Annotated in this window: 24 protein-coding genes; 22 read left to right on the forward strand and 2 right to left on the reverse strand. The window is 55.5% G+C overall.

Annotation, left to right across the window (positions count from 1 at the left end; genetic code table 11):
• Positions 1 to 134 precede the first annotated feature (134 nt).
• On the reverse strand, positions 135 to 338 hold the full coding sequence (locus tag GXP58_05165) for a DUF1858 domain-containing protein (GenBank protein NOY52996.1): 204 nt from the start codon (positions 336 to 338) through the stop codon (positions 135 to 137).
• Between the two features lie 110 nt (positions 339 to 448).
• Here GXP58_05165 and rpmB point away from each other — a divergent pair, with 110 nt between their 5' ends.
• On the forward strand, positions 449 to 640 hold the full coding sequence (gene rpmB / locus GXP58_05170; GenBank protein NOY52997.1) for a 50S ribosomal protein L28: 192 nt from the start codon (positions 449 to 451) through the stop codon (positions 638 to 640).
• A gap of 267 nt (positions 641 to 907) precedes the next feature.
• Positions 908 to 1,186, forward strand: a complete 279-nt coding sequence (locus GXP58_05175; protein ID NOY52998.1) for a hypothetical protein — start codon at positions 908 to 910, stop codon at positions 1,184 to 1,186.
• 120 nt (positions 1,187 to 1,306) lie between these two features.
• Here GXP58_05175 and GXP58_05180 read toward each other — a convergent pair whose 3' ends face one another.
• Complete coding sequence (locus GXP58_05180; protein NOY52999.1) at positions 1,307 to 2,521, reverse strand: FprA family A-type flavoprotein; 1,215 nt, start codon at positions 2,519 to 2,521, stop codon at positions 1,307 to 1,309.
• 274 nt (positions 2,522 to 2,795) lie between these two features.
• Here GXP58_05180 and GXP58_05185 point away from each other — a divergent pair, with 274 nt between their 5' ends.
• The 20 genes from GXP58_05185 (at position 2,796) to GXP58_05280 (ending at position 21,226) form a co-directional block, all read left to right on the forward strand.
• Positions 2,796 to 3,806, forward strand: a complete 1,011-nt coding sequence (locus GXP58_05185) for a hypothetical protein (GenBank protein NOY53000.1) — start codon at positions 2,796 to 2,798, stop codon at positions 3,804 to 3,806.
• 12 nt (positions 3,807 to 3,818) lie between these two features.
• A complete protein-coding gene (locus tag GXP58_05190) occupies positions 3,819 to 4,322 on the forward strand; it encodes a ferritin family protein (protein ID NOY53001.1) in 504 nt (167 codons plus the stop codon).
• Between the two features lie 72 nt (positions 4,323 to 4,394).
• Positions 4,395 to 4,607, forward strand: a complete 213-nt coding sequence (locus GXP58_05195; GenBank protein NOY53002.1) for a hypothetical protein — start codon at positions 4,395 to 4,397, stop codon at positions 4,605 to 4,607.
• Between the two features lie 56 nt (positions 4,608 to 4,663).
• On the forward strand, positions 4,664 to 4,825 hold the full coding sequence (locus GXP58_05200; GenBank protein ID NOY53003.1) for a rubredoxin: 162 nt from the start codon (positions 4,664 to 4,666) through the stop codon (positions 4,823 to 4,825).
• Positions 4,826 to 4,871: 46 nt separating this feature from the next.
• A complete protein-coding gene (locus GXP58_05205) occupies positions 4,872 to 6,503 on the forward strand; it encodes an acetolactate synthase large subunit (protein ID NOY53004.1) in 1,632 nt (543 codons plus the stop codon).
• A 61-nt stretch (positions 6,504 to 6,564) separates the two neighbouring features.
• Positions 6,565 to 7,053 (forward strand): ferritin family protein, encoded by a 489-nt coding sequence (locus GXP58_05210; protein ID NOY53005.1) that lies wholly within the window; start codon positions 6,565 to 6,567, stop codon positions 7,051 to 7,053.
• Positions 7,054 to 7,060: 7 nt separating this feature from the next.
• A complete protein-coding gene (locus tag GXP58_05215; protein NOY53006.1) occupies positions 7,061 to 7,660 on the forward strand; it encodes a flavodoxin family protein in 600 nt (199 codons plus the stop codon).
• Complete coding sequence (locus tag GXP58_05220; GenBank protein NOY53007.1) at positions 7,657 to 9,054, forward strand: aspartate ammonia-lyase; 1,398 nt, start codon at positions 7,657 to 7,659, stop codon at positions 9,052 to 9,054. The genes GXP58_05215 and GXP58_05220 overlap by 4 nt, the downstream gene beginning before the upstream one ends.
• A gap of 107 nt (positions 9,055 to 9,161) precedes the next feature.
• Entirely contained in the window at positions 9,162 to 9,605 is a 444-nt protein-coding gene (nifU, locus tag GXP58_05225) for a Fe-S cluster assembly scaffold protein NifU (GenBank protein NOY53008.1), read from the forward strand.
• 61 nt (positions 9,606 to 9,666) lie between these two features.
• Positions 9,667 to 10,023, forward strand: coding sequence for an NADH-quinone oxidoreductase subunit A (locus GXP58_05230; protein ID NOY53009.1), 357 nt, complete (start codon positions 9,667 to 9,669; stop codon positions 10,021 to 10,023).
• Complete coding sequence (locus GXP58_05235; protein ID NOY53010.1) at positions 10,014 to 10,487, forward strand: NADH-quinone oxidoreductase subunit B; 474 nt, start codon at positions 10,014 to 10,016, stop codon at positions 10,485 to 10,487. The genes GXP58_05230 and GXP58_05235 overlap by 10 nt, the downstream gene beginning before the upstream one ends.
• A gap of 15 nt (positions 10,488 to 10,502) precedes the next feature.
• Positions 10,503 to 12,227: an NADH-quinone oxidoreductase subunit D gene (locus GXP58_05240; GenBank protein ID NOY53011.1), complete on the forward strand. Its 1,725-nt coding sequence runs from the start codon at positions 10,503 to 10,505 to the stop codon at positions 12,225 to 12,227.
• 416 nt (positions 12,228 to 12,643) lie between these two features.
• On the forward strand, positions 12,644 to 13,108 hold the full coding sequence (gene nuoE / locus GXP58_05245) for an NADH-quinone oxidoreductase subunit NuoE (protein ID NOY53012.1): 465 nt from the start codon (positions 12,644 to 12,646) through the stop codon (positions 13,106 to 13,108).
• Positions 13,109 to 14,359, forward strand: a complete 1,251-nt coding sequence (gene nuoF / locus GXP58_05250; GenBank protein NOY53013.1) for an NADH-quinone oxidoreductase subunit NuoF — start codon at positions 13,109 to 13,111, stop codon at positions 14,357 to 14,359.
• A gap of 143 nt (positions 14,360 to 14,502) precedes the next feature.
• Positions 14,503 to 16,053 (forward strand): 2Fe-2S iron-sulfur cluster binding domain-containing protein, encoded by a 1,551-nt coding sequence (locus tag GXP58_05255; GenBank protein ID NOY53014.1) that lies wholly within the window; start codon positions 14,503 to 14,505, stop codon positions 16,051 to 16,053.
• Complete coding sequence (gene nuoH / locus GXP58_05260; GenBank protein ID NOY53015.1) at positions 16,050 to 17,129, forward strand: NADH-quinone oxidoreductase subunit NuoH; 1,080 nt, start codon at positions 16,050 to 16,052, stop codon at positions 17,127 to 17,129. The genes GXP58_05255 and nuoH overlap by 4 nt, the downstream gene beginning before the upstream one ends.
• 1 nt (position 17,130) lies before the next feature.
• Positions 17,131 to 17,661 (forward strand): NADH-quinone oxidoreductase subunit I, encoded by a 531-nt coding sequence (locus GXP58_05265; GenBank protein NOY53016.1) that lies wholly within the window; start codon positions 17,131 to 17,133, stop codon positions 17,659 to 17,661.
• A gap of 13 nt (positions 17,662 to 17,674) precedes the next feature.
• The gene (locus GXP58_05270; protein NOY53017.1) at positions 17,675 to 18,556 is read left to right on the forward strand and encodes a carbon-nitrogen family hydrolase; all 882 of its coding nucleotides are present in this window, start codon (positions 17,675 to 17,677) and stop codon (positions 18,554 to 18,556) included.
• 7 nt (positions 18,557 to 18,563) lie between these two features.
• A complete protein-coding gene (xerD, locus tag GXP58_05275) occupies positions 18,564 to 19,451 on the forward strand; it encodes a site-specific tyrosine recombinase XerD (GenBank protein ID NOY53018.1) in 888 nt (295 codons plus the stop codon).
• 452 nt (positions 19,452 to 19,903) lie between these two features.
• Positions 19,904 to 21,226: a hypothetical protein gene (locus GXP58_05280; GenBank protein NOY53019.1), complete on the forward strand. Its 1,323-nt coding sequence runs from the start codon at positions 19,904 to 19,906 to the stop codon at positions 21,224 to 21,226.
• Positions 21,227 to 21,433 lie beyond the last annotated feature (207 nt).

Consider the following 21,433-nt stretch of genomic DNA (forward strand, 5'->3'; position numbering starts at 1 on the left):
GTTGAGCCTGGCCAGAAGAGAGGCCATCCGTTCACCCACCCCTTTGACGTATCGCACCGGGCCGGAAAGGGGTGTAGTGGAGAGGCCGGTGTCGCCGGAGCATGATTGTTGTGACGGCACAGGGACGATCCCGGTTATTTCTTTTTGAATAATGCGTTGAGTTCCTTTATAAGTTTATCGACATCGACGCCGTGGGCGATGGCGCCCTGTTCGATGGTTTCTCCGGCAGCGCCCATACATCCGATGCATCCCATATCATATCTGGAGAGGACCTCCGCTGCCTTCGGATGGGACTGTATTGCCTGTATGAAGGACATATCTTTCGTGATCTTTGCCATAAAAACTCCTTGCACAGAGAAATATTTCTTGCGAATGCTAAGTTTTTGTGTTAAATTCCCCGCCTGTTTTGACGGTTTTTGTTTGACGAGTATAACTGAGGAGCTGAATCATGTCAAGAAAATGTGAGATTTGCGGTAAAGGACGGCAGGTAGGAAATAACGTGAGTCATGCCCACAACAAGACGAAGAAGGTCTCTTATCCAAACATTCAAAGTGTTCGGGTGCTTCGAAACGGCCAGAGCCGGAAAATGAATGTCTGCACCCGTTGCATCCGTTCAGGCAAGATTCAGAAGGCGTCTTAACCGGACTGCAGGGGCCGAAAAAAATGATGAAGTAACTGAAAAGCCGGGAGGTAACCCTCCCGGCTTTTCAGTTACGGGGTTGCTGGAGAAGGCGAGCGAGTCATTGGCGGGTCACTCATCGGTGCTTCGCCTTTACTCGCTTTCAAGACTCGATTCAATGGGCTCAGGAGATTGTTTGACACCGACGGGGAAATTTGTTAAGCTCCGGCTCCGTTACGGGTTGATCAGGACCTTGCCTGGATGGAATGAAGCGGAATGGAGGAAAACATGGCAAAAGAGAAAAAGGTGATTTTTATGAAAGACAAGATTATGGAGCAGATTAATGCTCTAAAGAAGGTCGTTGATGAGAAAAAGTCCCGGACGGAAGACCGTTCTAAGGATCAGGGGCTTCGCGAGACCCACAAGAAACTGAAACGGTTTCAGCGCAAGCTTGCCAAGATGATTGCCATGGAGAAACGGGCGGAGGGAAGGATAAAGAAGTCCTCCGCAGCCGAAAAGGACAAGGCTGAAGAGGGGAAAGAAGGAGCTGCCGAAGTCTCGGCATAATCATCCCTCGGTGAAAAATCCAGGGTCGACACGGCAAGGCAGTCGATCCTGGATGTTGTTGTTCCTCCCTGAGTCCGGCCCGAGAAAATTTTCGACACAGTTGCAATTCCGGCGCTGCCGTTAAAATTTGCGGTGATACTTTTTTACCTCCCGGGCAAAGGCCTTCCCGTATTCATAGCAGTTCCGTTCATCCTCTGAAGAAGGGCGGTACTTGACTTCCACGCCCGGTTCAAATGTTTCCAGCCCCATGCGATCGAGTTCTCCGTAGGCGCCCTTGACCGCTCCGCCGCCCCATCCGTAGCTCCCGAAAGCGCCGACGATCCGGTTCTTCGGACGGAGCCCCCGAAGGTGGGTGAGAAATTCTGCGACCGATGGATACATGATATTGTTTAATGTCGGGGTGCCGAGGAGGCAACCCCGGTACTTCCAGAACTCCTTGATGGCGTTGCTCATCGGGGTTGCCCGCAGTTTGATGACTTTGACCTCCATGTTTTCGTCCCGGATTCCCTCCATCAACGGCTGCGTCATCAGGGCCGTACTCTTCCACATCGTGTCGTAGATAATCACCACGCCCTCCCGGGTCTTTCCGTTGGCCATGTCGAGGTACATCTTGAGGACCTTCTCCGGATGGGACCGCCAGATGACGCCATGGTCCGGTGCGATCATGTTGATTGCGAGCCCCAGTTTTTCGATTTCGGCGATCTTTGCCTTGATGAGGTTGCCGAAGGGCATGAGAATGTTGGCGTAGTAGTCCAAAACGGCATCCTCCAGTTCGGCCATGGAACAGCAGGCCAGAAATTCATCATCGAACCTGCCGGCTGTTGCATAATGCTGACCGAAGGCATCCTGGCTGATGAGCAGACCGTCCTCCTCGACATAGGTCATCATTGAGTCGGGCCAGTGAAGCATGGGGGTGTTCAGAAAGGTCAGGGTTTTGTGCCCCGTTTGCAGTCTGTCTCCGGTCTTTACGATTTTGAAGTTCCATCTCGATGTATCCATGTGACGATCCAGCCCCGCTTTTCCTTTGGCTGTGATATGGAGGGTTGCTTCCGGTGCAAGGTCCATGAGGAGGGGCAGGGACCCGGAATGATCCGGTTCGATATGATTGATGACGATATTTCCAATTTTTCCGGGATCGACGATCTTTTGAATAGATTCAATGGAGGATTTTGCGAAATCATCCTTCACACAGTCGACAAGGGTGATCTGATCATCGACGATGAGATAATTGTTGTAGGTCGTTCCATTGGGTGTGACGTACCCGTGAAAATCCCGTACACCCCAATCGATTGCACCTACCCAATGGATATTCGGTTTGATTTCAACAGGTTTCAATTTTTTCTCCTTTGTTCATCTCTGGATTTTATTCCGATCATGTCCGGCGATGGGCCTCCGGTAAGTTGACAGGACAACAACATATCATTAAGATTGAAACAATACAAGATCGGCTTCATAATTTTTTATACAAACAAGAAATTTTTTGGTATACTACAAGCTCTTTCCTGCGATTCGTTCATGTAGAGCCTGAAGGAAAAAGCCGTAGGGGGGACTTTTTCTTTCTGAACGATACTGTTGCTGTGAGAACCGATAAACCGAATCAGGGTCGTGGATGATTTCGCTCAAGAAAAAGATTAAGACCCTTGGGAGGATCTTGGCCGATTCCGGGAAAACCCTGATTCTAACCCACGACAATCCCGATCCCGATGCCATCGCTGCGGCGCTTGGTTGGCAGTATTTTCTCCGCAGTTATTTCGGCCGGGAAGGAATTATCGTATACGGGGGGATTATCGGACGGGCGGAAAATCAGGCGATGATTGAGTCCCTTCGGATCCCCCTGATTTCGATCGACCGGATCAATTTTCAGGATTATTCCCGGGTGGCCCTTGTGGATACGCAGCCTTTGACCGGCAACAATTCGCTGCCCGATTCGGTAATCCCCGACATGGTGATTGATCATCATCCTCTGCGTGAGGCCACAAAACGGGTCTCTTTTTATGATGTCCGTGAACGGGTCGGCGCCTCCTGTACGCTGGTGACGGCCTATCTCCGGGAAACCGATACCCCCATTCAACCAAGACTGGCCACGGCTCTCTATTACGGGATCAAATCCGATACACAGGATTTAGGGAGGAATGCAAGTGCGCTCGATGTGGAGAGCTACCTTTTTCTTTTTCCGCAGGTGCAGCGGGATCTGATAAACCGGATCCTGCACCCCAAGGTCTCTGCAGAGTATTTCAAGGTTTTAAACCGTGCCTTCAAGAAGGCCAGGATTCGCGGAGATACATTGACGACCTCAATCGGACGGATCCGGAACCCCGATATGGTTGCCGAGGTCGCCGATATGCTCCTCCGCCACGAAGGGGTGGAATGGGTGATGGCCATGGGGACCTTCCGGAAGGCCATGATCCTTTCCCTGCGGACAAGTGATCTGAATGGAGGAGCCGGAGTGATTGCCCAGAGCATCGTCCGGGGGGTCGGCAAGGCCGGCGGCCACGGCATGATTGCCGGGGGAAAGGTGGAGTTGAAAGGAAAGAGTCTCCGGGACCTGGAAGTGATCCTGGTGGAACGGTTCCTGAAAAAAGTCGGGACCCTCAACAAACCGGCCGAGGCGCTGGTATAGGGAGGATTTCATATGGACCGGGAGGCGTTGATCCGGAACATCCAAAGAGCGATTCAAACGGAACGGGATGGGAATCTTTATTACATGCGGGCGGCCGAGGCGACAAAAGATTCGAAGGCCGAGGCCATGTTCAATCAACTGGCCAGGGATGAACTTTACCATATTAACGTGCTGGAAGACTTTTACAGCGATCTTCTGCAGAACGTGCCCGGGGAGCGGGTCGAGGGATTCCCCATTTTTGAGGATCGGAAGAAGGAACTGGGCGGAGCCATGCCTGAATTCGGGAATGATTACGAGGTCCTGCAGAAAGCCCTGAGCGACGAGATCGAAGCCCGGGACTATTACCGGAAGAAGGCCGGTCAGTTTGAAGAGATCAAGGCGAAGGACCTCTTCCTGGACCTGGCGGAGATGGAGGAGGGGCATGTCCGTCTCCTGCAGGCGGAAATCGATTTCCTGGAGAAAACCGGGTTTTACTTTGACCATATGGAGTTTGATGTGGAGGGCGAAAAAGGCTGAGGGCTTTGATGAAATAGTTACCGATCCATCAAGCACGATTGGGGGCGGCGCGACGAAAGGGGGTCTAGGGAAATGGATTGTCCGAAATGCGGTGCACGAAAGATGTCTGTGGATCAACCGGTTTATTTCAACAAAGACAACCAGGAAGGGGGCTTTCTGTACCAGGAGAAGATTTACCGTTGCCGGCTCTGCGGGAAGATGCTCTTCGTTCATAAAAACTTACAAGTAAGCAAGAAAAAGTTTATCAAAGGGCAGGTAATTACCGGCGGGTACGAAGATCTGTAAGGGTGGTGCCCGTCAACCGTTTTATGCGACAATCACAAACAGGAAAGGAGAACGGGATGCAGAAGTGGACTTGTACGGTGTGCGGTTATGAGTATGATCCTGAAGTGGGTGATCCGGACAATGGTGTGGCGGCAGGGACGGCCTTTGAAGATGTTCCCGAGGATTGGGTCTGTCCGATCTGCGGAGCGGGGAAGGATCAGTTCGAGGTGAATGCGTAAGAAAACTGAGCGGGGCGTTCGAAGACCGGCTCGCCCGGAGTGAAAGATGAAGGCTGCCGAATTGTTCGTGAAATGCCTGGAGAACGAGAAGGTCCACCATATCTTCGGGGTTCCCGGCGAAGAAAACATGGACCTCCTCGATGCATTGATCGATTCTCCCATTGAGTTCGTCGCCACTCGTCATGAACAGGGGGCGGCCTTCATGGCCGATGTCTACGGTCGCCTGACGGGAAAGGCGGGGGTCTGTCTGGCGACCCTCGGGCCGGGTGCGACCAACCTGATCACCGGTGTGGCCGATGCCTTTCTCGACCGCTCTCCCCTGGTGGCGATCTCCGGCCAGACGAAGCGTGAACTGCTCCATAAGGAGTCGCACCAGCATATCGATATTGTTCAAACCTTTAAGCAGATTACGAAATGGAATGTCGCCGTCGGGCTCTCCCGGACGATCCCCGAGGTTGTGCGGAAGGCCTTCAAGGTTGCCCAGACGGAAAAGCCGGGGCCCTGTCACATTGAACTGCCGGAAGACGTTGCGGCGATGGAAACGGAGGGCGCGCCGCTATCAGTGAAAGGCTTCAAACGGCCCCATACGGATCACAATGTCTGTGCCAAGGCGGCGGAGATTATCCAGCGGGCGAGACGACCGATCCTCCTGGCGGGCAACGGGGTGATCCGCGGTCGCGCCTCTCATATCCTCCGGGATTTTGTCGAAAAGACGCGGATTCCCGTGGCCAATACCTTTATGAGCAAGGGAGTTCTTCCTTCGAAGAGCAACTTGTCGCTCTCCACGATCGGGTTGCAGTCGCGGGATTTTATCTCCTGCGGTTTCGACCGGGCCGATCTGATCATCGCCGTCGGCTATGATCTGGTGGAATATGCCCCCTCCCTCTGGAATCGCGATCATAAACCGATCGTTCATATCGATTTTACTCCCAGCGAAATCGATGAACATTATATTCCGGAGATTGAAGTCATCGGCGACATTGCCGCCAACCTGACCTGCATGATGGACGATATCGGCGCCGGTCGGCAGGACGACTTTTCCATGGTGCTCAAACAGATGATGGAGGAAGAACTCTATGCATATGCCCAAGACGGCGCTTTTCCCGTGAAGCCGCAGAAAATCCTCTATGATGTCCGGAAGGTGATGAATCATGACGATATTCTCCTCTCCGATGTGGGGGCACACAAGATGTGGGTCGCCCGGATCTATCCTGCGGAAGAACCGAACACGGTATTGATTTCAAACGGTTTTGCCTCCATGGGGTTTGCCCTCCCCGGTGCGATCAGCGCCAAGATGCTCCATCCCGAACGGAAGATCCTCGCCGTCTGCGGGGACGGAGGATTCCTGATGAACTGTCAGGAATTGGAGACGGCCGTGCGATTGAAACTTCCGCTGGTAATCCTGATTTTTAATGATTCAAAATACGGGCTGATCGAATGGAAGCAGATCAACCAGTTTGGCCGGACCTATGGGGTCGACTTTAATAATCCCGACTTCGTGCAGTTGGCCCGTTCCTTCGGGGCGGCCGGGTACCGTGTGGAAGGGGCGGATGAACTGGCCCCGATTCTGCGGGAGGCCTTTGACGCCGGTGTTCCCGCCGTTGTCGATGTTCCCGTCGATTATCGGGAGAACCTGAAACTCACGAAGAAGTTGGGAAAGCTGGTCTGCTATATTTGATTTTGGGATTCATCCACTACTGCCGGTGGTGGATTGACCCCGGGATTCAGGGAGAAAACCAATGATCCGAGGCAATGAAGATATTCCCGAGGCGCTGTTGAACGCCTTCCGGCTGGAGAAGGGCGCTCAGGCGTTTTACCTCTCCGCTGCGGAACGGATCTCCGATGAAAACGGGGCCTCGATGTTCCGTCGTCTGGCGGGGATGGAAGAAAAGCATATGCACGAGATCTACAGCCTCTACAACGGGTTTCAAGGAGACCGGTCCCCGGTCTCCTTGCAACAGTTCAAGGAGGAGATCTCCGCGGAGTTCATGGAAAGCGGCGGAAAGATTGAGGCGGCTCTTTCCGATGTGAGCGGGCGCTTCTTTTTAGACTCCCGTGAAGTTCTTCGGCTTGCGCTGAAAGAGGAAGAGGCCGCCCGGAAACTCTATCTCCGTCTGGCGGAGCGATCCGAAGATTCCGGTACTGCCTCGCTCTATCGGAACCTGGCCGAGGATGAAATGGCCCATATGGAGATGATCCGGGAGGCACTGGAGCGGAAGGGAGGTTGATGGAAAATTGTATATCCTGGGTCTCTCCGGAAGTCCGAGGCGTCATGCCAATTCGGAATCGTTGCTCGATGAAGCCCTTCGGGGCGCCGAAGAGACGGGCGCACAAACGGAAAAGCTGATCGCCTCCCGATTCCGGAAACTCCTCCCCTGCGTGAATTGCGGGCACTGCCGCAAGACCGGTCGTTGTATCGTCGATGACGAAATGCAGGAGATCTATCCAAAGCTTGAGGCGGCCGACGGCCTCATCGTGGCCTCTCCCGTCTATTTCATGAATGTCTCCGCCTTCCTGAAAATCCTCATTGATCGGTGCCAGTGCTACTGGTCCCGTAAATACGTTCTCCGGGAGCCGCTCTTTCCGGATTCTCCCCGGCGCATCCGCAAGGGGCTTTTCCTGTCCACCGCAGGTCACGATCTTCCTTTGGTTTTCAGGGGCGCCCGGATGACCGTCCGGTCGATGTTTGATGTTCTTGAAGTGGAATACATGGACGAATATTTTGCCCTCTCCATCGAAGACCCCGGTGATGTACAAAAGACGCCGGACGCGATGGAGACGGTTTATCAACTGGGGGGGCGTCTGGTTCGAGCCTTGGGGGAGTGTGAAGAGTGAATGAGAAAAACAGGGAAGAAAAAGATTCTCTGGGCAGCCGGGAACTTCCGGCAGAGGCCTATTACGGCATCCAGACGTCCCGTGCCCTGGAGAATTTCCCCGTCAGCGGGCTGAAGGCGCATCCTTTTTTTGTCCGGGCTTACGTGTTGATTAAAAAGGCGGCCGCCGGGACCCATGAAACGCTCTCCCTCCTGGATGCGGAGACCGCCCATGCCGTCATCACCGCCGCCGATGAGGTCCTGTCCGGACGATTCGCCGACCAGTTCGTCGTCGATGTCTTCCAGGCGGGGGCGGGGACCTCCTTCAATATGAATGTGAACGAAGTCCTGGCCAACCGGGCGCTGGAGATCCTGGGGGACCGGAAGGGAAATTATCAGCGGGTCAGTCCCAACGATCATGTCAACAAGTCCCAGTCCACGAACGACACCTTTCCCACGGCGATGCACATTGCCTCGGTGATGCTTTTGCGGGAGCTTCTTCCGACGCTGTCCGGGCTTGCCCGGGCCCTGCGGGAAAAGGGCGATGAATTTGCGGGGATCATCAAGTCGGGACGGACCCATCTTCAGGATGCCGTGCCGGTCACCCTCGGCCAGGAGTTTACGGCCTATGCAAAGGCCGTGGAGAAGGCCGCGGACAGATTGCAGCGGAACGAAGAGGCGCTCCGGGAACTTTCCATCGGCGGGAGCGCCACGGGGACGGGGTTGAACGTTCCGGCCGGTTACCGGGAGGGAATGATCCGGCGACTCTCGGAACTCACGGGAATTCCCTTCCGGCCGGCGGAGGACCTGCGGGAGGCGATGCAAAGCCGCTCGGCAATGACCTCTCTCTCCTCAACCCTTCGAAACCTTGCCGTGGAGCTGACCCGGATTGCCAACGATCTTCGCCTGCTCAGTTCCGGACCCCGAACGGGGCTGGCCGAGATCCGATTGCCGGCCGTGCAACCCGGTTCCTCGATCATGCCCGGTAAGGTCAATCCCGTTATGGCGGAATGTCTGAACATGATTTGTTACCAGGTGATTGGGCATGACCATGTCGTAACCATGGCCGCCCAGGCCGGGCAGATGGAACTGAATGTGATGATGCCGGTGATGATCCACAATCTGCTGAGTTCCATGGAGATCCTGAAGAATTACCTTCCCCTTTTTACAGAGAAATGTGTGGAGGGGATTACGGCGAATCCGGAACGGTGCCGGGCCTATTTTGAAGGCAGTGTCGGCCTCGCGACGATTCTCAATACCCATATCGGCTATCTTGCCGCTGCGGAGCTGGCCAAGGAATCGGAAAAGACGGGCGTTTCCGTCCGGGAACTGATTCTGAAGAAAAATCTTCTTTCTGCCGAAGAGCTGGACCGGATTCTCGATCCGGACCGGATCACAGGGCAGGGGGGAGCATGATCCGGATCAGCGTACGGTTGAGATCCTTGCGAGTCAATTGACAGGATGGCCCCTTTTTGGTTACACTCGGGTCAGCGGATAGGATTTTTGCAGAAAGGAGCGATATTATGGAATATAGCGAAAAGGTCATGGATCATTTCATGAATCCCCGGAACGTTGGGGAAATCGAAGACGCCTCCGGTGTGGGAGAAGTCGGCAACCCGAGCTGCGGTGACGTGATGCGGATCTATCTCAAGATCAACGAAGGGGTGATCGAGGATGCCAAGTTCAAGACTTTCGGGTGCGGCGCCGCCATCGCCACCAGCAGCATGGCCACGGAGATGGTAAAGGGAAAGACGATCGAGGAGGCCATCAAGATTACGAACAATGTCGTGGCCGAGGCGCTGGGCGGGCTTCCCGCCGTCAAGATGCACTGTTCCGTCCTTGCCGAAGAGGCGTTGGAATCGGCTCTGACCGATTATTTCAAAAAACAGGGTGAATCGGAAGACAAGGTCAGGGAACTCAAGACCGCAGCTGGGATTCAGGTCCGCGAACATGACACCGACCATTAAAGCCGGAGTTCAGCAGGGTCTGTTGATTGATGATGCCTGTCTTTTTTGAAAAGAGGGAAACATGCCGGGGGCCTATCTCCCGATTCTCCTGTTGTTGATGATCCTCGGAGGGCTGGCCTGTTTCATCCTCTATCTCTCCCGGGTCATCGGTCCGAAGGAGATGACCGATGCGAAGGCGCAACCCTTTGAGAGCGGTATCCCCGCGGCGGTCTCCCATCACGGTCTTCTCTCCGTCCGTTATTATCTCATTGCCATGATCTTTATCCTCTTCGATATCGAAGTGGTCTTCCTCTATCCCTGGGCGGTTCTCTTTCGGCGGCTGGGGCTCTTCGGCTTTGTGGAAATCGTAATCTTTCTCGGGATTCTCGCCGTCGGTCTTGCTTATGCCTGGCGGAAGGGAGGGCTCGAATGGGAATAGAGCAATTGATCGGCCGGAAGGCCCTGACCACGCGCCTTGATGCCGCCGTCGGCTGGGCCCGGAAGTATTCCCTCTTTCAGTATCCCTTCGCCACGGCCTGCTGCTCCATGGAGTACATGTCCGTGGCCTGCGCCCATTATGACATCGACCGTTTCGGCGCCGGGCTTCCTCGCTGGTCACCCCGCCAGGCCGACCTTCTCATGGTGGTCGGGACCGTCAGTCACAAACTGGCTCCGATCCTCCGGCAGGTTTACGACCAGATGTGCAATCCCAAGTGGGTCTTCTCCTTCGGGGTCTGCGCGACCTCCGGCGGGTTTTACAACAACTATGCAACGGTGCAGGGGATCGATACGATCCTTCCCGTCGATATCTATGTGGCCGGATGTCCCCCCCGTCCCGAGGCGGTACTGGACGGACTGATCAAATTGCAGGAAAAGATCCGGAACGAAAAACAACAATACTGATGCCTGCGGACGTCTATGACGCTGTTTGAGGAAATCACCGAACACTTTTCAGACCCCATTTTCGACCGCCACTCCCGGCTGGGGGATGCGACCGTTATTCTTTCCCGTGACGCGTTGCCGGGGGTGATCCGGTTTCTGCGCGAAGAGAAACGCTTTGATTTCCTGATGGATCTGACGATCTGTGACGGCGGGATGGAAAAGAGCCCCCGCTTTGAAGCGGTTTATCATCTCTTCGCCTTTGAACGCAAAGAGCGTCTCCGGCTGAAGGTCCCCGTGGAGGAGTTCGATCCTCATCTTCCGACCCTGACGGGGGAATACCGCAACGCCGACTGGCTGGAACGGGAGGCCTGGGACATGTTCGGCGTCCGCTTCGACGGCCATCCCGATCTCCGCCGTCTTCTCATGTATCCGGGCTTCGAGGGACATCCCCTCCGGAAGGACTATCCCAAGGATCGCCGTCAGCCCCGGATCGGGCCGGGGAGCACACCGGCTACGGCCTTCGAACGGGAACCGGCCCTTCCGGAACGGTTGGGCAAGGCCCTAACTGCGGCGGGCGTGGCCGACCCGGGGGAAGAGATCATGTACCTCAACATGGGGCCTTCCCATCCGGCCATGCACGGCGTGGTGCGGGTCATGGCGGCCCTCAAGGGGGAGACGATCACCGCCTCCGATGTCGAGATCGGTTACATGCACCGCTGCTTTGAAAAAGAAGCCGAGACCCATTCCTACATGGGGGTCATCCCCTATACGGATCGGCTGAACTATGTCTCTCCGCTGATCAATAATGTCGGTTACGTCATGGCGGTGGAAAAACTCTTCGGCGTGACCACGCCGGAGCGGTGCCGATACATCCGGGTCATCCTGTCGGAGATCTCACGGATCGTCGATCACCTCACCTGCATCGGCGCCTTCGCCATGGAATTGGGCGCCTTTACCGTCTTTCTCTACCTGATGAAGGCCCGGGAATCTCTTTACGAACTGATCGGGGAGGTCACCGGGGCCCGGCTGACCACCTCCTACACCCGGATCGGCGGACTCCGGGGAGATCTGCCTCCCGGTTTCGACGGGGAATGCCGCGCCGCCTTCCGGAAGATCCGGAAGGACATTTCCGAATGTGATCGTCTCCTCACCCGGAACCGGATCTTTTATGACCGGATGCGGGGTGTCGGTGTGATTTCGGCTGCGGATGCGATTTCCTTCGGTTTTACCGGTCCCTGCCTTCGCGCCTCCGGTGTCTCCCATGATGTTCGGAAGAGTTCCCCCTATCTCATCTATGACCGGCTCGATTTTGAAGTTCCACTCGGAACGGAAGGGGACAACTACGACCGGTACCTCGTGCGCATTGCCGAGATGGAACAGAGCATGCGGATCGTCGAGCAGGCACTTGCAGACCTTCCGGACGGACCGGTCAATCTTGATGACCGACGGATGACCCTGCCGCCCAAAGAGGAGGTCTACAACAGCATCGAAGGTCTGATGAATCATTTCAAATTGATCATGGACGGTCACGGTATCCGTCCTCCCGCGGGCGAGGCCTATTTCCCGGTGGAAGGAGGGAACGGGGAACTCGGCTTCTATGTCGTCAGTGACGGGTCGGGGATTCCTGCACGGGTCCGTGTCCGGGCCCCCTGTTTTCACATGATCTCGGCGCTTTCTTACCTGATCCGGGGACAGATGATCGCCGATGTGGTCCCGATTTTCGGCACTTTGAACATGATTGCCGGGGAGTTGGATCGGTGAGGGTGGAAATTAGAAAATAAAACTGGAAATTTGAGAGTTCAAAGGCGAAAGGCATTCACCGTGAAGGGCATGAAGGGATTGAAGTAAAATCAAGATCAAAAGCATTCACCACGGAGTACACCGAGATCACAAAAGATGGAAAAGGCAAGATCGGAAGCGAAAAGCATTTAACCACGGGGAACACGGGGCGTCACGGGGAAGGCAAAAACCTGAAACCCATCTCTCGCAGAGCATGCGAAGGGCGCAGAGAAAGGCAAGGGGCGGAGACACAAAGCACAGAGGAAAAGCCAAAAATGAAAATGTAAGATCAACATCTGCGTAAGGGGGCGAACTCTTTTGTAGCGCCCCGGTTGATCCGGCGCAGTGGTTTCCACACGCCCCCGAAGCCGAGCATTAAGGAACCGGAAAGAGGATGTATGAATTTTCAGCTAAGCGAAGAAGAGGTTCAACAGATTCTTGCCCGCTACCCGCACCCTTCAGCGGCCCTCCTGCCGATGCTCCGCCTGATCCAGGGGCGGATCGGCTATATTCCGCCCGGGGCGGAGGTCTATGCCGCGGAGACCCTCGGGGTCGATCCGGTCCGGGTTCATGAGGTCGTGACCTTTTACAGCGCCTTCCGGGAAAAGCCGGCCGGACGGTACCTGATCCTGGTCTGCGAAAGTATCTCCTGTTCCCTTTCCGGCGGGGAGAATATCCTCTCTTTTCTGAAAGATTATCTGAAACTCGACGTTGGTGAGACCACGGAGGATCGGCGCTTCACGCTTGAGACCACGGAGTGTCTCGCACAGTGCGAACGTTCCCCCGCGGTGATGATCAACGGGGAGATCCATGCGCCGGCGACGCCGGATGAAGTAGAGAAAATTCTGTCGGAGCTTGCATAGATGTCCATAAAACTGGTCACCAGGAATTTTGACCGACCGGATTCGCATACCCTGCGAGTCTACCGGGAAGGAGGGGGATACGAGACCCTGCGGAAGGTTCTTGCAACCCGGACACCGCAAGAGGTGGTGGAGGAGGTGAAACGATCCAATCTCCGCGGCCGGGGCGGGGCCGGTTTTCCGACGGGGATGAAGTGGAGCTTTGTCCCTCGGGAGACAGGAAAGCCCGTCTATCTCTGCGTCAATGCCGATGAAGGGGAACCGGGGACCTTCAAGGACCGCTTTATCCTGGAGCAGGATCCTCACATGCTGTTGGAAGGGATCGGGATTGCCGCTTATGCCATCGGCGCACGTTACGCCTATCTCTATCTTCGGGGAGAGTTCGTCGAGGCCGGCCGCCGGGTGGAGGATGCCATTGCCGAGGCCTGTGAGGCGGGCCTGCTCGGTTCCGATCTCCCGGACAGTAAATTCTCCCTTGATCTCTATGTTCACTACGGCGCCGGGGCCTATATCTGCGGAGAAGAGACGGCCCTTTTAGAATCAATCGAGGGGAAGAAGGGATGGCCGAGGGTCCGTCCTCCATTTCCTGCCGTGAAAGGGCTTTTCGGTTCTCCCACCGTGATCAACAACGTGGAGACCCTAGCCAAGGTGCCTCATATCCTGGAGAAGGGGGCGGCCTGGTTTTCCGCCCTCGGGACGGAGAAAAGCGGTGGAACCAAGCTCTTTCCCGTCAGCGGCAAGGTCAACCGTCCCGGACTCTATGAGTATCCTCTCGGCACACCCCTCCGGACGATCATTGATGAGGGGGCGGGGGGTGTCAGTGCCGGGAAAAAGATCAAGGGAGTCATCCCCGGCGGGGCCTCCTGCCCGGTCCTGACCGCCGATGAGATTGACGTTCCCATGGATTATGACGCCCTGGCCAAGGTCGGTTCCATGCTCGGTTCCGGGGCGATCATTGTTCTCGATGAAGAGACCTCCATGTTAAAGACCCTGCTGAACCTGGAACGGTTTTTTGCCCATGAGTCATGCGGGCAGTGCACCCCCTGCCGGGAGGGGACCCGCTGGATCGTGCAGGTCCTGGAGCGGATTGCGGCGGGAAAGGGGGCACCGGAGGATCCGGATCTTCTCCTCGATATTGCCGCCCACATGGCGGGCCGGACGCTCTGTCCGTTGGGGGATGCCGCCGCCGGACCGGTGCGGAGTTTTGTGACGAAGTTCCGTGAGGAGTTCCTGGACCCGTTGAACAGCATGTAACCACGACACGAAGTTGATGAAACGGGCGAAGATCAAAGACAAAAACCGAAAAACATTGCACCACGGGGAACACGGGGTGTCACGGGGAAATACAAATGATAAAAAAGTCAAAGTGCATGTCAATTCGAAGGCAGGATTCATAAATGCCCACCTTAATGATCGATGACCGAAAGATTACCGTGGAACCGGGGACGACGGTCATGCAGGCGGCCGACCGGCTGGGGATTTTTATCCCCCGTTTCTGTTATCACCCCGGACTTTCCGCCGTCGGGAGTTGCCGGATGTGTATGGTGGAGGTCGAAAAGATTCCCAAGCTCCAGACCGCCTGTACCACGCCGGTAGTGGAGGGGATGGTGGTTCATACCTACACGGAACAGGTGATGGACGCCCGGAGGTCCGTTCTCGAATTTCTTCTGATCAATCATCCTCTTGATTGCCCGATCTGCGATAAGGCCGGGGAGTGTTATCTTCAGGACGACTACATGGAATATGCACGTTATACCCCCCGGTACAAAGAGACCCGGTGGAAAAAACGAAAGGTCCATATTTTGGGGCCGACGATCGTGATGGATGAGGAGCGGTGTGTCCTCTGTTCCCGGTGCGTCCGCTTCCTTCAGGAGGTGACGGGGAAACAGAGACTGGGTATTTTTGAACGGGGCGCCCGCTCCGTCCTCTCCACTTTTCCCGGTCAGACCCTGACCGATCCCTATTGTGGGAACATCGTCGACCTCTGTCCCGTGGGGGCGTTGACGGACCGGACATTCCGTTTCCAACAGCGGGTCTGGATGTTGCGCCGGGGAGAATCGATCTGTCCTTACTGTGCCCGGGGGTGCAATATTGCCGTTGACTATAATGAACGGAGCGACGTCCAGATCAACGACCGTCGTGTCTACCGGTTCCGACCCCGTTTCAACCCGAAGGTCAACGGGCACTGGATCTGTGACCGGGGACGGTACGCTTACCGGTTCATAGACGATGCACGCCGACTTCGGGAACCGATGCTGCGGGAGGGCAAAAGACTTGTCCCCTCCGGATGGGAGCGGACTCTCAAACGGGTTGCCCGGCGGATCCGGGAGGTTCTCGATACTTTTGGTCCGGAGGGGATGGGGCTGATCCTGCTCCCCTCCGTGACGATCGGGACGGCCCGCCGGGTACGGAAACTCTTTGTCGATGATCTCGGTCTGACCCGGATTGCGACCGGACCTTCTATCGATCCCGAGGCCGATGAGGATTCGATCCTTCTGCGGCGGGACCGTTTTCCGAACCGGGGCGGACTTGTCGCTGCGGGTTTTCCTGATGGGGATCCGGGAGCGGTCACCGAAGGGGTCCTGAGGGGATGGGCGACGGGCAAGATCAAGCTCCTCTACGTTATCGGAGACGATCTGCCCCGTTTTTTTGAGGAGACCTCCTCTTTTTCCATCCCCTCTGCCGGGGGAATCCTGATCCTGCAACGAAGCATGGAAGGTCCGGAGGATGACTTTGCCCGGATGCTCCTCCCTTCGGCCATGACGGCGGAGACGGCAGGGAGTTTCGTCAATTTTGAAGGGGAGGAGCAGACCTTCTCTGCGGTCCTGCCTCCTCTGGAGGAGGCCCTCCCCGATGAAGAGATTCTGGGGCGGTTATCCCTGCTCCTCGGACTGAAAGGGGAAGAGGCGTGCCGGCATGAAAATTCGGTTGAGGAGGAGCAGGGATGACGGTGTTGATCCTCCTGGCCAAGATCTTTATCATGATCGGTTTTCTCATGACCATGGCTGTTCTGCTCACCTGGGTGGAACGGAAGCAGAGTGCACTCATGCAGGATCGGATCGGCGCCAACCGGGCCGACATCTTCGGGTTTCGTATGCTCGGTCTCTTCCATCCCCTGGCCGATGCGATCAAACTGCTGACCAAGGAGGATTTTATCCCCCCGTCGGGGGATCGTTTTCTGCACACCCTCGCCCCCTGGATCGCCTTTACGACGGCCCTAGCCGCCTTTGCCGTGATCCCCTTCGGGCCGCCGGTTCATCTCTTCGGCCGGGAGATCACCCTGCAGGTGGCCGACCCGCCCATCGGGATTCTCTTCGTCTTTGTCATCACGGGGCTTTCCATCTACGGTGTCGTACTGGCCGGCTGGGCATCGGGAAACCGTTACGGTTTGTTGGGTGCCCTGCGGGGCGCTGCCCAGACGATCTCTTATGAGGTCTCCATGGGGCTTTCCGTTATCGGTTTGTTGATGGTCTTCGGTTCTCTCAGTCCGGCCGCGATCTCCGAGGCGCAGGGCGGGTTACTCTTCGGCGTTTTTCCCCGGTGGGGGATCCTGGTCCAGCCCATAGGTTTCCTGATCTTTTTTACCGCCGCCATCGCAGAGACGAAGCGGATCCCCTTTGATCTTCCCGAAGGGGAATCGGAGATCATCGGCTTCTTTGTCGAATACAGCGGGATGAAGTTCGGGATGATGTGGTTGGGCGAGTTCGTCGAGATTGTTGTCATGTCGGGACTCATTGCGGTCCTCTTCTTCGGTGGATGGCAGGTTCCTTATCTGACGCCGGCCGGCTTTCTTTTCCCGGGCGGGGGATCCATCGCCCTTCCGGAAGGCATTGTCCTGGGGTTGCAGATTGGCGCATTCTTGGGGAAGGTGGTCTTCTTCTGCTGGTTTCAGATGCTTGTGCGCTGGACCCTGCCCCGGTTCCGGTACGACCAGTTGATGCGACTCGGATGGAAGGTACTTCTGCCGTTGTCGCTTCTCAATATCCTGGTTACCGGCATGGTTCTGCTGACATGGGGTGCGTGAAATGAAGAAGGATCGAATTTCTCAAAAACGATTGAACTTTCCGGAGCGGCTCTATCTTGCAGAGATTCTCAGGGGCTTATGGATCACGGGGAAGCACTTCTTCCGGAATTTCCTGATGCATATCGGCCGGGCGTTGGGTGTGGTGAAGAAGCGCCGGGGGGCGGTGACGATCCAGTACCCGGAAGAGTGCAGACCGATCCCCGCAGGCTACCGGGCGCGGCACCGTCTGCTGCGGCGGGAAGACGGGAGCCCGAAATGTGTCGCCTGCATGATGTGTCCGACCATCTGTCCGGCCAACTGTATTCACATCCGGGCGGCGGAGAGCCCGGACCCGACGATCGAAAAATATCCCGTCGAATTCAGGATCAACCTTGACCGGTGCGTCATGTGCGGATTTTGTGTGGAGGCCTGTCCCGTGGACGCCATCCGGATGGACACGGGCGTGGTCGAGATGTCCGCTTCCGACCGGGAGGAATTCGTTACCGTCCTCGATTTCCTGCTCGATTCAAAGCCTGCGAAGAACCCTGTGTAGTGCCGAACATGGAATGAAAGATCCGGCTTTCGTCCGGCGCGTTTCAATCGAGCTCTCAAAATGCGGGATCCGGAGGCTCCCTCTTTCACTTGCAAAGCCCGCCGCCTTTCACTACTATAAAAGCATGAAACGAAAGGGAAAGGGAGTTCCGCTGACACTCCTGCAGATGGATACGTCAAAGGATGGAGGTGGCTGCGTAGACCGGGTGTTGCACACGCTCGGTTCGATCGTCCGGAAGAAGGGAGGGATTGTTCTTCTGCCGGAGATCTGGTCCGGTGATTTTGCCTGGCCGGAGATTGAGGCCACAGCCCACAAGACACCGGCGATTCTCAAAGAACTCTGCCGTATCAGCCGGGACCACTCCTCACTCATCGTCGGTTCCCTTCCGGAGCGAAGGGGAGAGCATCTCCTGAACACCGCCTTCCTCGTTGAAGACGGCAGGGTTCTCGGTCGTTATGTCAAACAGTATCTCTTCTCTCCGATGGAGGAGGACCGGTACTTTTCCACCCGGCGGAGCCGGAAGGTCTTTGACACGAAGTACGGAAAGATCGGCGTGGCGATCTGTTTTGACCTCCGCTTCCCCGAATCCTTCCGGACCTTCCACAGATCGGGGGGATGGCTGATCCTCGTTCCGGCACAGTGGCCGAAGCCGAGGTGTGCCCATTGGGAGACGCTCCTGGTTGCCCGGGCGATTGAGAACCAGGCTTTTGTGGCCGGGTGCAACCGTGTCGGCAAAACGGGAAGGACTTCCTTCTGCGGCGGATCGATGATTGTCGACCCGTGGGGAAAGGTTCTTGCCCGGGGGAAGGGGAGACACGGCATGGTCTCTGCTGTTGTCCACCCCGGTCGCACGGATGAAGTCCGCAAAAGCATTCCAATGAACGGCATCGGGTGATTGAATTATGGAGCGTATCCTCGCAGAATTTCTCAGCTATATCCAGGTCGAAAAGGGGTTGGCCGACAATACCTTGATTGCCTACCGGAGGGACCTCAATCATTTCTTTGCTTTCCTGAAAAACGAAAAGATTACGAAGCTTGAACAGGTGGACCGTCATGCCGTCCTCTCCTATCAGGTTCGGATCAAGCGGTCGGGGCTCCAGCTCTCCACTGTCCGGCGGCGCATGGTCAGTGTGCGGGCCTTCTTCCGTTTTTTAATCCTCGAAGGGAAAGCCGTAACCGATCCCACGGAGAATGTCGAAACCCCGAAAGGTTTGCAGCACCTTCCGGAGACCCTGACACCTGCCGATGTGGATAAACTCCTTGCATCCCCGGACCCGGCCAACCCCCTCGGCATGCGGGACCGGGCGATGCTGGAACTCCTCTATGCCACGGGACTGCGGGTCAGTGAACTGGTGGGCCTTCGTCTGGCGGATCTCAATTTAGAGGTGGGCTACCTGGTCACCCTCGGCAAGGGGAGCAAGGAGCGGTTGGTTCCCATGGGGGATGCCGCGCGGAAGAAGATTGAGGAGTATTTGTCAGCCGGCCGACGGCGCCTGATCAAATTGAAATTTTCGGACATCCTTTTTCCCAACCGTTTCGGAGACCCGATGAGCCGTCAGGGTTTTTTCAAAATCATCAAAAAATATGCCCTGCGTGCCGGGATCCGGAAGACGATCTCTCCCCATACTCTCCGCCACTCCTTTGCCAGCCATCTCCTCGAAAACGGCGCCGACCTCCGGTCGGTCCAGATGATGCTCGGCCATGCCGATATCTCCACTACCCAGATCTATACGCATGTCACCAGGGAACGGCTGAAAAAGGTCTTCGAAAAACATCATCCGCGGGCATAGTGTTTCATCAAACACTTGTTTGTTCCCGAAAAATCGGTTTGTATGGTGGCGGAAAGGACCGAATTAAAGTGCTTTTTCCCTGATCCGGGAAAAACATCTAAAGTATGGGATATTATTTACCGATATCATTCATTGTTCACGTTAGATAAGTTCTTTCGTTCAGGTCATAAATGAGGAGGAAGACCATGGGATCTCACCTGGAGAAGACCATCTACACGTTCCTTGCGCTTATTGCCGTCCCGGTTTTTTATGTTTTTCATGGAATGAACGGCTTCTCCTCTGGAATAGTCATTCTCCTGCTGGTTTTGTTCGCAGCGACAGTGATCATGGTCTTCAGATTTTTTCTCAGGATGCATTCACAGTCGGAAGAAATATCACAATTCGTCCAACAAGTGTCCGAAGGGAATCTGAGCGTTCATCACAAGACATCCTTAAAAACAATTTCCAGGAGATTGCAACAATCGTTGCACAACATGACCTGCAAGACCGGACAGTCCATTGATCATATTTTGCAATCCTCCGCCGTTCTGGCTTCCGAAAACAGCGTGTTGTCGGTGGAAGCGCAGAAGAGCCGGATCGAAGCGGATATGCAGCAGGAACAGTCGGCGGCCATTGCAACTGCTTCCGAAGAAATCTCACAGACGGTTGCCGATATTGCCCGTAACTGTGACGTTGCTTCAGAGACCTCCGGGAAGGTTCTGAAACTGGGGGAAAAAGGAAAGGAGGCGCTGCGTGTTACGATGGATCATATCGGCCTTCTTTCCGATACATCCGAAAAACTGGCTTCCATGATCAACCAGTTGGATGCCAAAACGGAGAACGTTGGAGAAATTATCGGGCTGATTGAGGATATCGCGGACCAGACGAATCTTCTCGCATTAAATGCAGCGATCGAGGCGGCCCGTGCCGGTAATGCCGGAAGGGGGTTTTCCGTTGTCGCGGAAGAAGTCCGAAAATTAGCGGAAAAAACCATGCAGGCCACCGGTCGGATCACGACCACGATCACTTCGATCCAGAAGGAGGCCCGGGATACGTCCGAATCCACCGAGAAAGCGGTCAGGGAAATTAAAGAGAGTCATGAATCGATGATCAAAACGCAATCGATCCTTACGGAAATTGTCGATGCAGTCCAGGATTCCTCCGAACAGATCACACAGATCACGGCGGCCGTCAACGAACAAACCACGGCTACGGAAGAGATCGCAGCGAATATCCACAAAATTTCCGATTCCGCCCGGGCGATTTCAAACCATGGAAAAAATTTACTTTCCGGAATCAACAAGACGTCCGGGATTATTGCGGATCTGAATTCGTCTCTCGGCCATTTCCGGATCGATCCGGAACCGGCCACCTTGCTGGAACTGACCAAGGCGGACCATCGTTTCTGGGTCCAGCGTCTTTACAAGATGGTGTACGGAGAAGAGAGGATTGCTCCTAAAGAAATGACCGATCACCATCAATGCAGGCTGGGCAAGTGGTATTTCGGAGAGGGAAAGGATATCTGCGGCGTTTATGGTGAATTCATCGCGCTGGATTCGCCTCATAAACAGTTGCATGAAAAAGCCCGACTTTGCATCGAACGTTTCAATGCCGGAGATCTCCATGCAGCCGAAACATTGTTGGGGGAGATTGAAGAGATCTCTCATGATGTCGTCGGGTTGCTCGACGAGTTGAAGAGGCATTGCTTGGGCCAGGCCGGAATGGCGGAAACGACCCGAATGCCGCAATCTGTTTTTCCAAAAGAAACGGATCGGGTCCTGGAAAAAACAGCATAGGTCTTCGGCATCCGGTTCCGGGGAGTTCACACCCTTCTGATCTACCTGGAGCTGAAAAACCGGATCCTTTCCACCGGTCCCTTTGATAGATCCTGCAAGTTTACACTGCATCGTTCTTCCACCGAGATTTGATGTCGAATCTGCCCGCAAAGAGCGGGCTTTCCGCACCGCCGGGAGGGGTATTCCTTAACGGCAGCATCTCCTTTG

The sequence above is a fragment of the Deltaproteobacteria bacterium genome (genome assembly GCA_013151235.1).
Classification (GTDB): Bacteria; CG2-30-53-67; CG2-30-53-67; order CG2-30-53-67; family CG2-30-53-67; genus JAADIO01.

Coding starts and splice junctions, on each gene's coding strand:
- GXP58_05255 (NOY53014.1), top strand. CDS start 14,503: ATGCCCACCTTAATGATCGATGACCGAAAGATTACCGTGGAACCGGGG.
- GXP58_05165 (NOY52996.1), bottom strand. CDS start 338: ATGGCAAAGATCACGAAAGATATGTCCTTCATACAGGCAATACAGTCC.
- GXP58_05205 (NOY53004.1), top strand. CDS start 4,872: ATGAAGGCTGCCGAATTGTTCGTGAAATGCCTGGAGAACGAGAAGGTC.
- GXP58_05190 (NOY53001.1), top strand. CDS start 3,819: ATGGACCGGGAGGCGTTGATCCGGAACATCCAAAGAGCGATTCAAACG.
- xerD (NOY53018.1), top strand. CDS start 18,564: ATGGAGCGTATCCTCGCAGAATTTCTCAGCTATATCCAGGTCGAAAAG.
- GXP58_05230 (NOY53009.1), top strand. CDS start 9,667: ATGCCGGGGGCCTATCTCCCGATTCTCCTGTTGTTGATGATCCTCGGA.
- nifU (NOY53008.1), top strand. CDS start 9,162: ATGGAATATAGCGAAAAGGTCATGGATCATTTCATGAATCCCCGGAAC.
- nuoE (NOY53012.1), top strand. CDS start 12,644: ATGAATTTTCAGCTAAGCGAAGAAGAGGTTCAACAGATTCTTGCCCGC.
- GXP58_05195 (NOY53002.1), top strand. CDS start 4,395: ATGGATTGTCCGAAATGCGGTGCACGAAAGATGTCTGTGGATCAACCG.
- GXP58_05185 (NOY53000.1), top strand. CDS start 2,796: ATGATTTCGCTCAAGAAAAAGATTAAGACCCTTGGGAGGATCTTGGCC.
- GXP58_05200 (NOY53003.1), top strand. CDS start 4,664: ATGCAGAAGTGGACTTGTACGGTGTGCGGTTATGAGTATGATCCTGAA.
- GXP58_05270 (NOY53017.1), top strand. CDS start 17,675: ATGAAAGATCCGGCTTTCGTCCGGCGCGTTTCAATCGAGCTCTCAAAA.
- GXP58_05240 (NOY53011.1), top strand. CDS start 10,503: ATGACGCTGTTTGAGGAAATCACCGAACACTTTTCAGACCCCATTTTC.
- rpmB (NOY52997.1), top strand. CDS start 449: ATGTCAAGAAAATGTGAGATTTGCGGTAAAGGACGGCAGGTAGGAAAT.
- nuoF (NOY53013.1), top strand. CDS start 13,109: ATGTCCATAAAACTGGTCACCAGGAATTTTGACCGACCGGATTCGCAT.
- nuoH (NOY53015.1), top strand. CDS start 16,050: ATGACGGTGTTGATCCTCCTGGCCAAGATCTTTATCATGATCGGTTTT.
- GXP58_05265 (NOY53016.1), top strand. CDS start 17,131: ATGAAGAAGGATCGAATTTCTCAAAAACGATTGAACTTTCCGGAGCGG.
- GXP58_05210 (NOY53005.1), top strand. CDS start 6,565: ATGATCCGAGGCAATGAAGATATTCCCGAGGCGCTGTTGAACGCCTTC.
- GXP58_05235 (NOY53010.1), top strand. CDS start 10,014: ATGGGAATAGAGCAATTGATCGGCCGGAAGGCCCTGACCACGCGCCTT.
- GXP58_05175 (NOY52998.1), top strand. CDS start 908: ATGGCAAAAGAGAAAAAGGTGATTTTTATGAAAGACAAGATTATGGAG.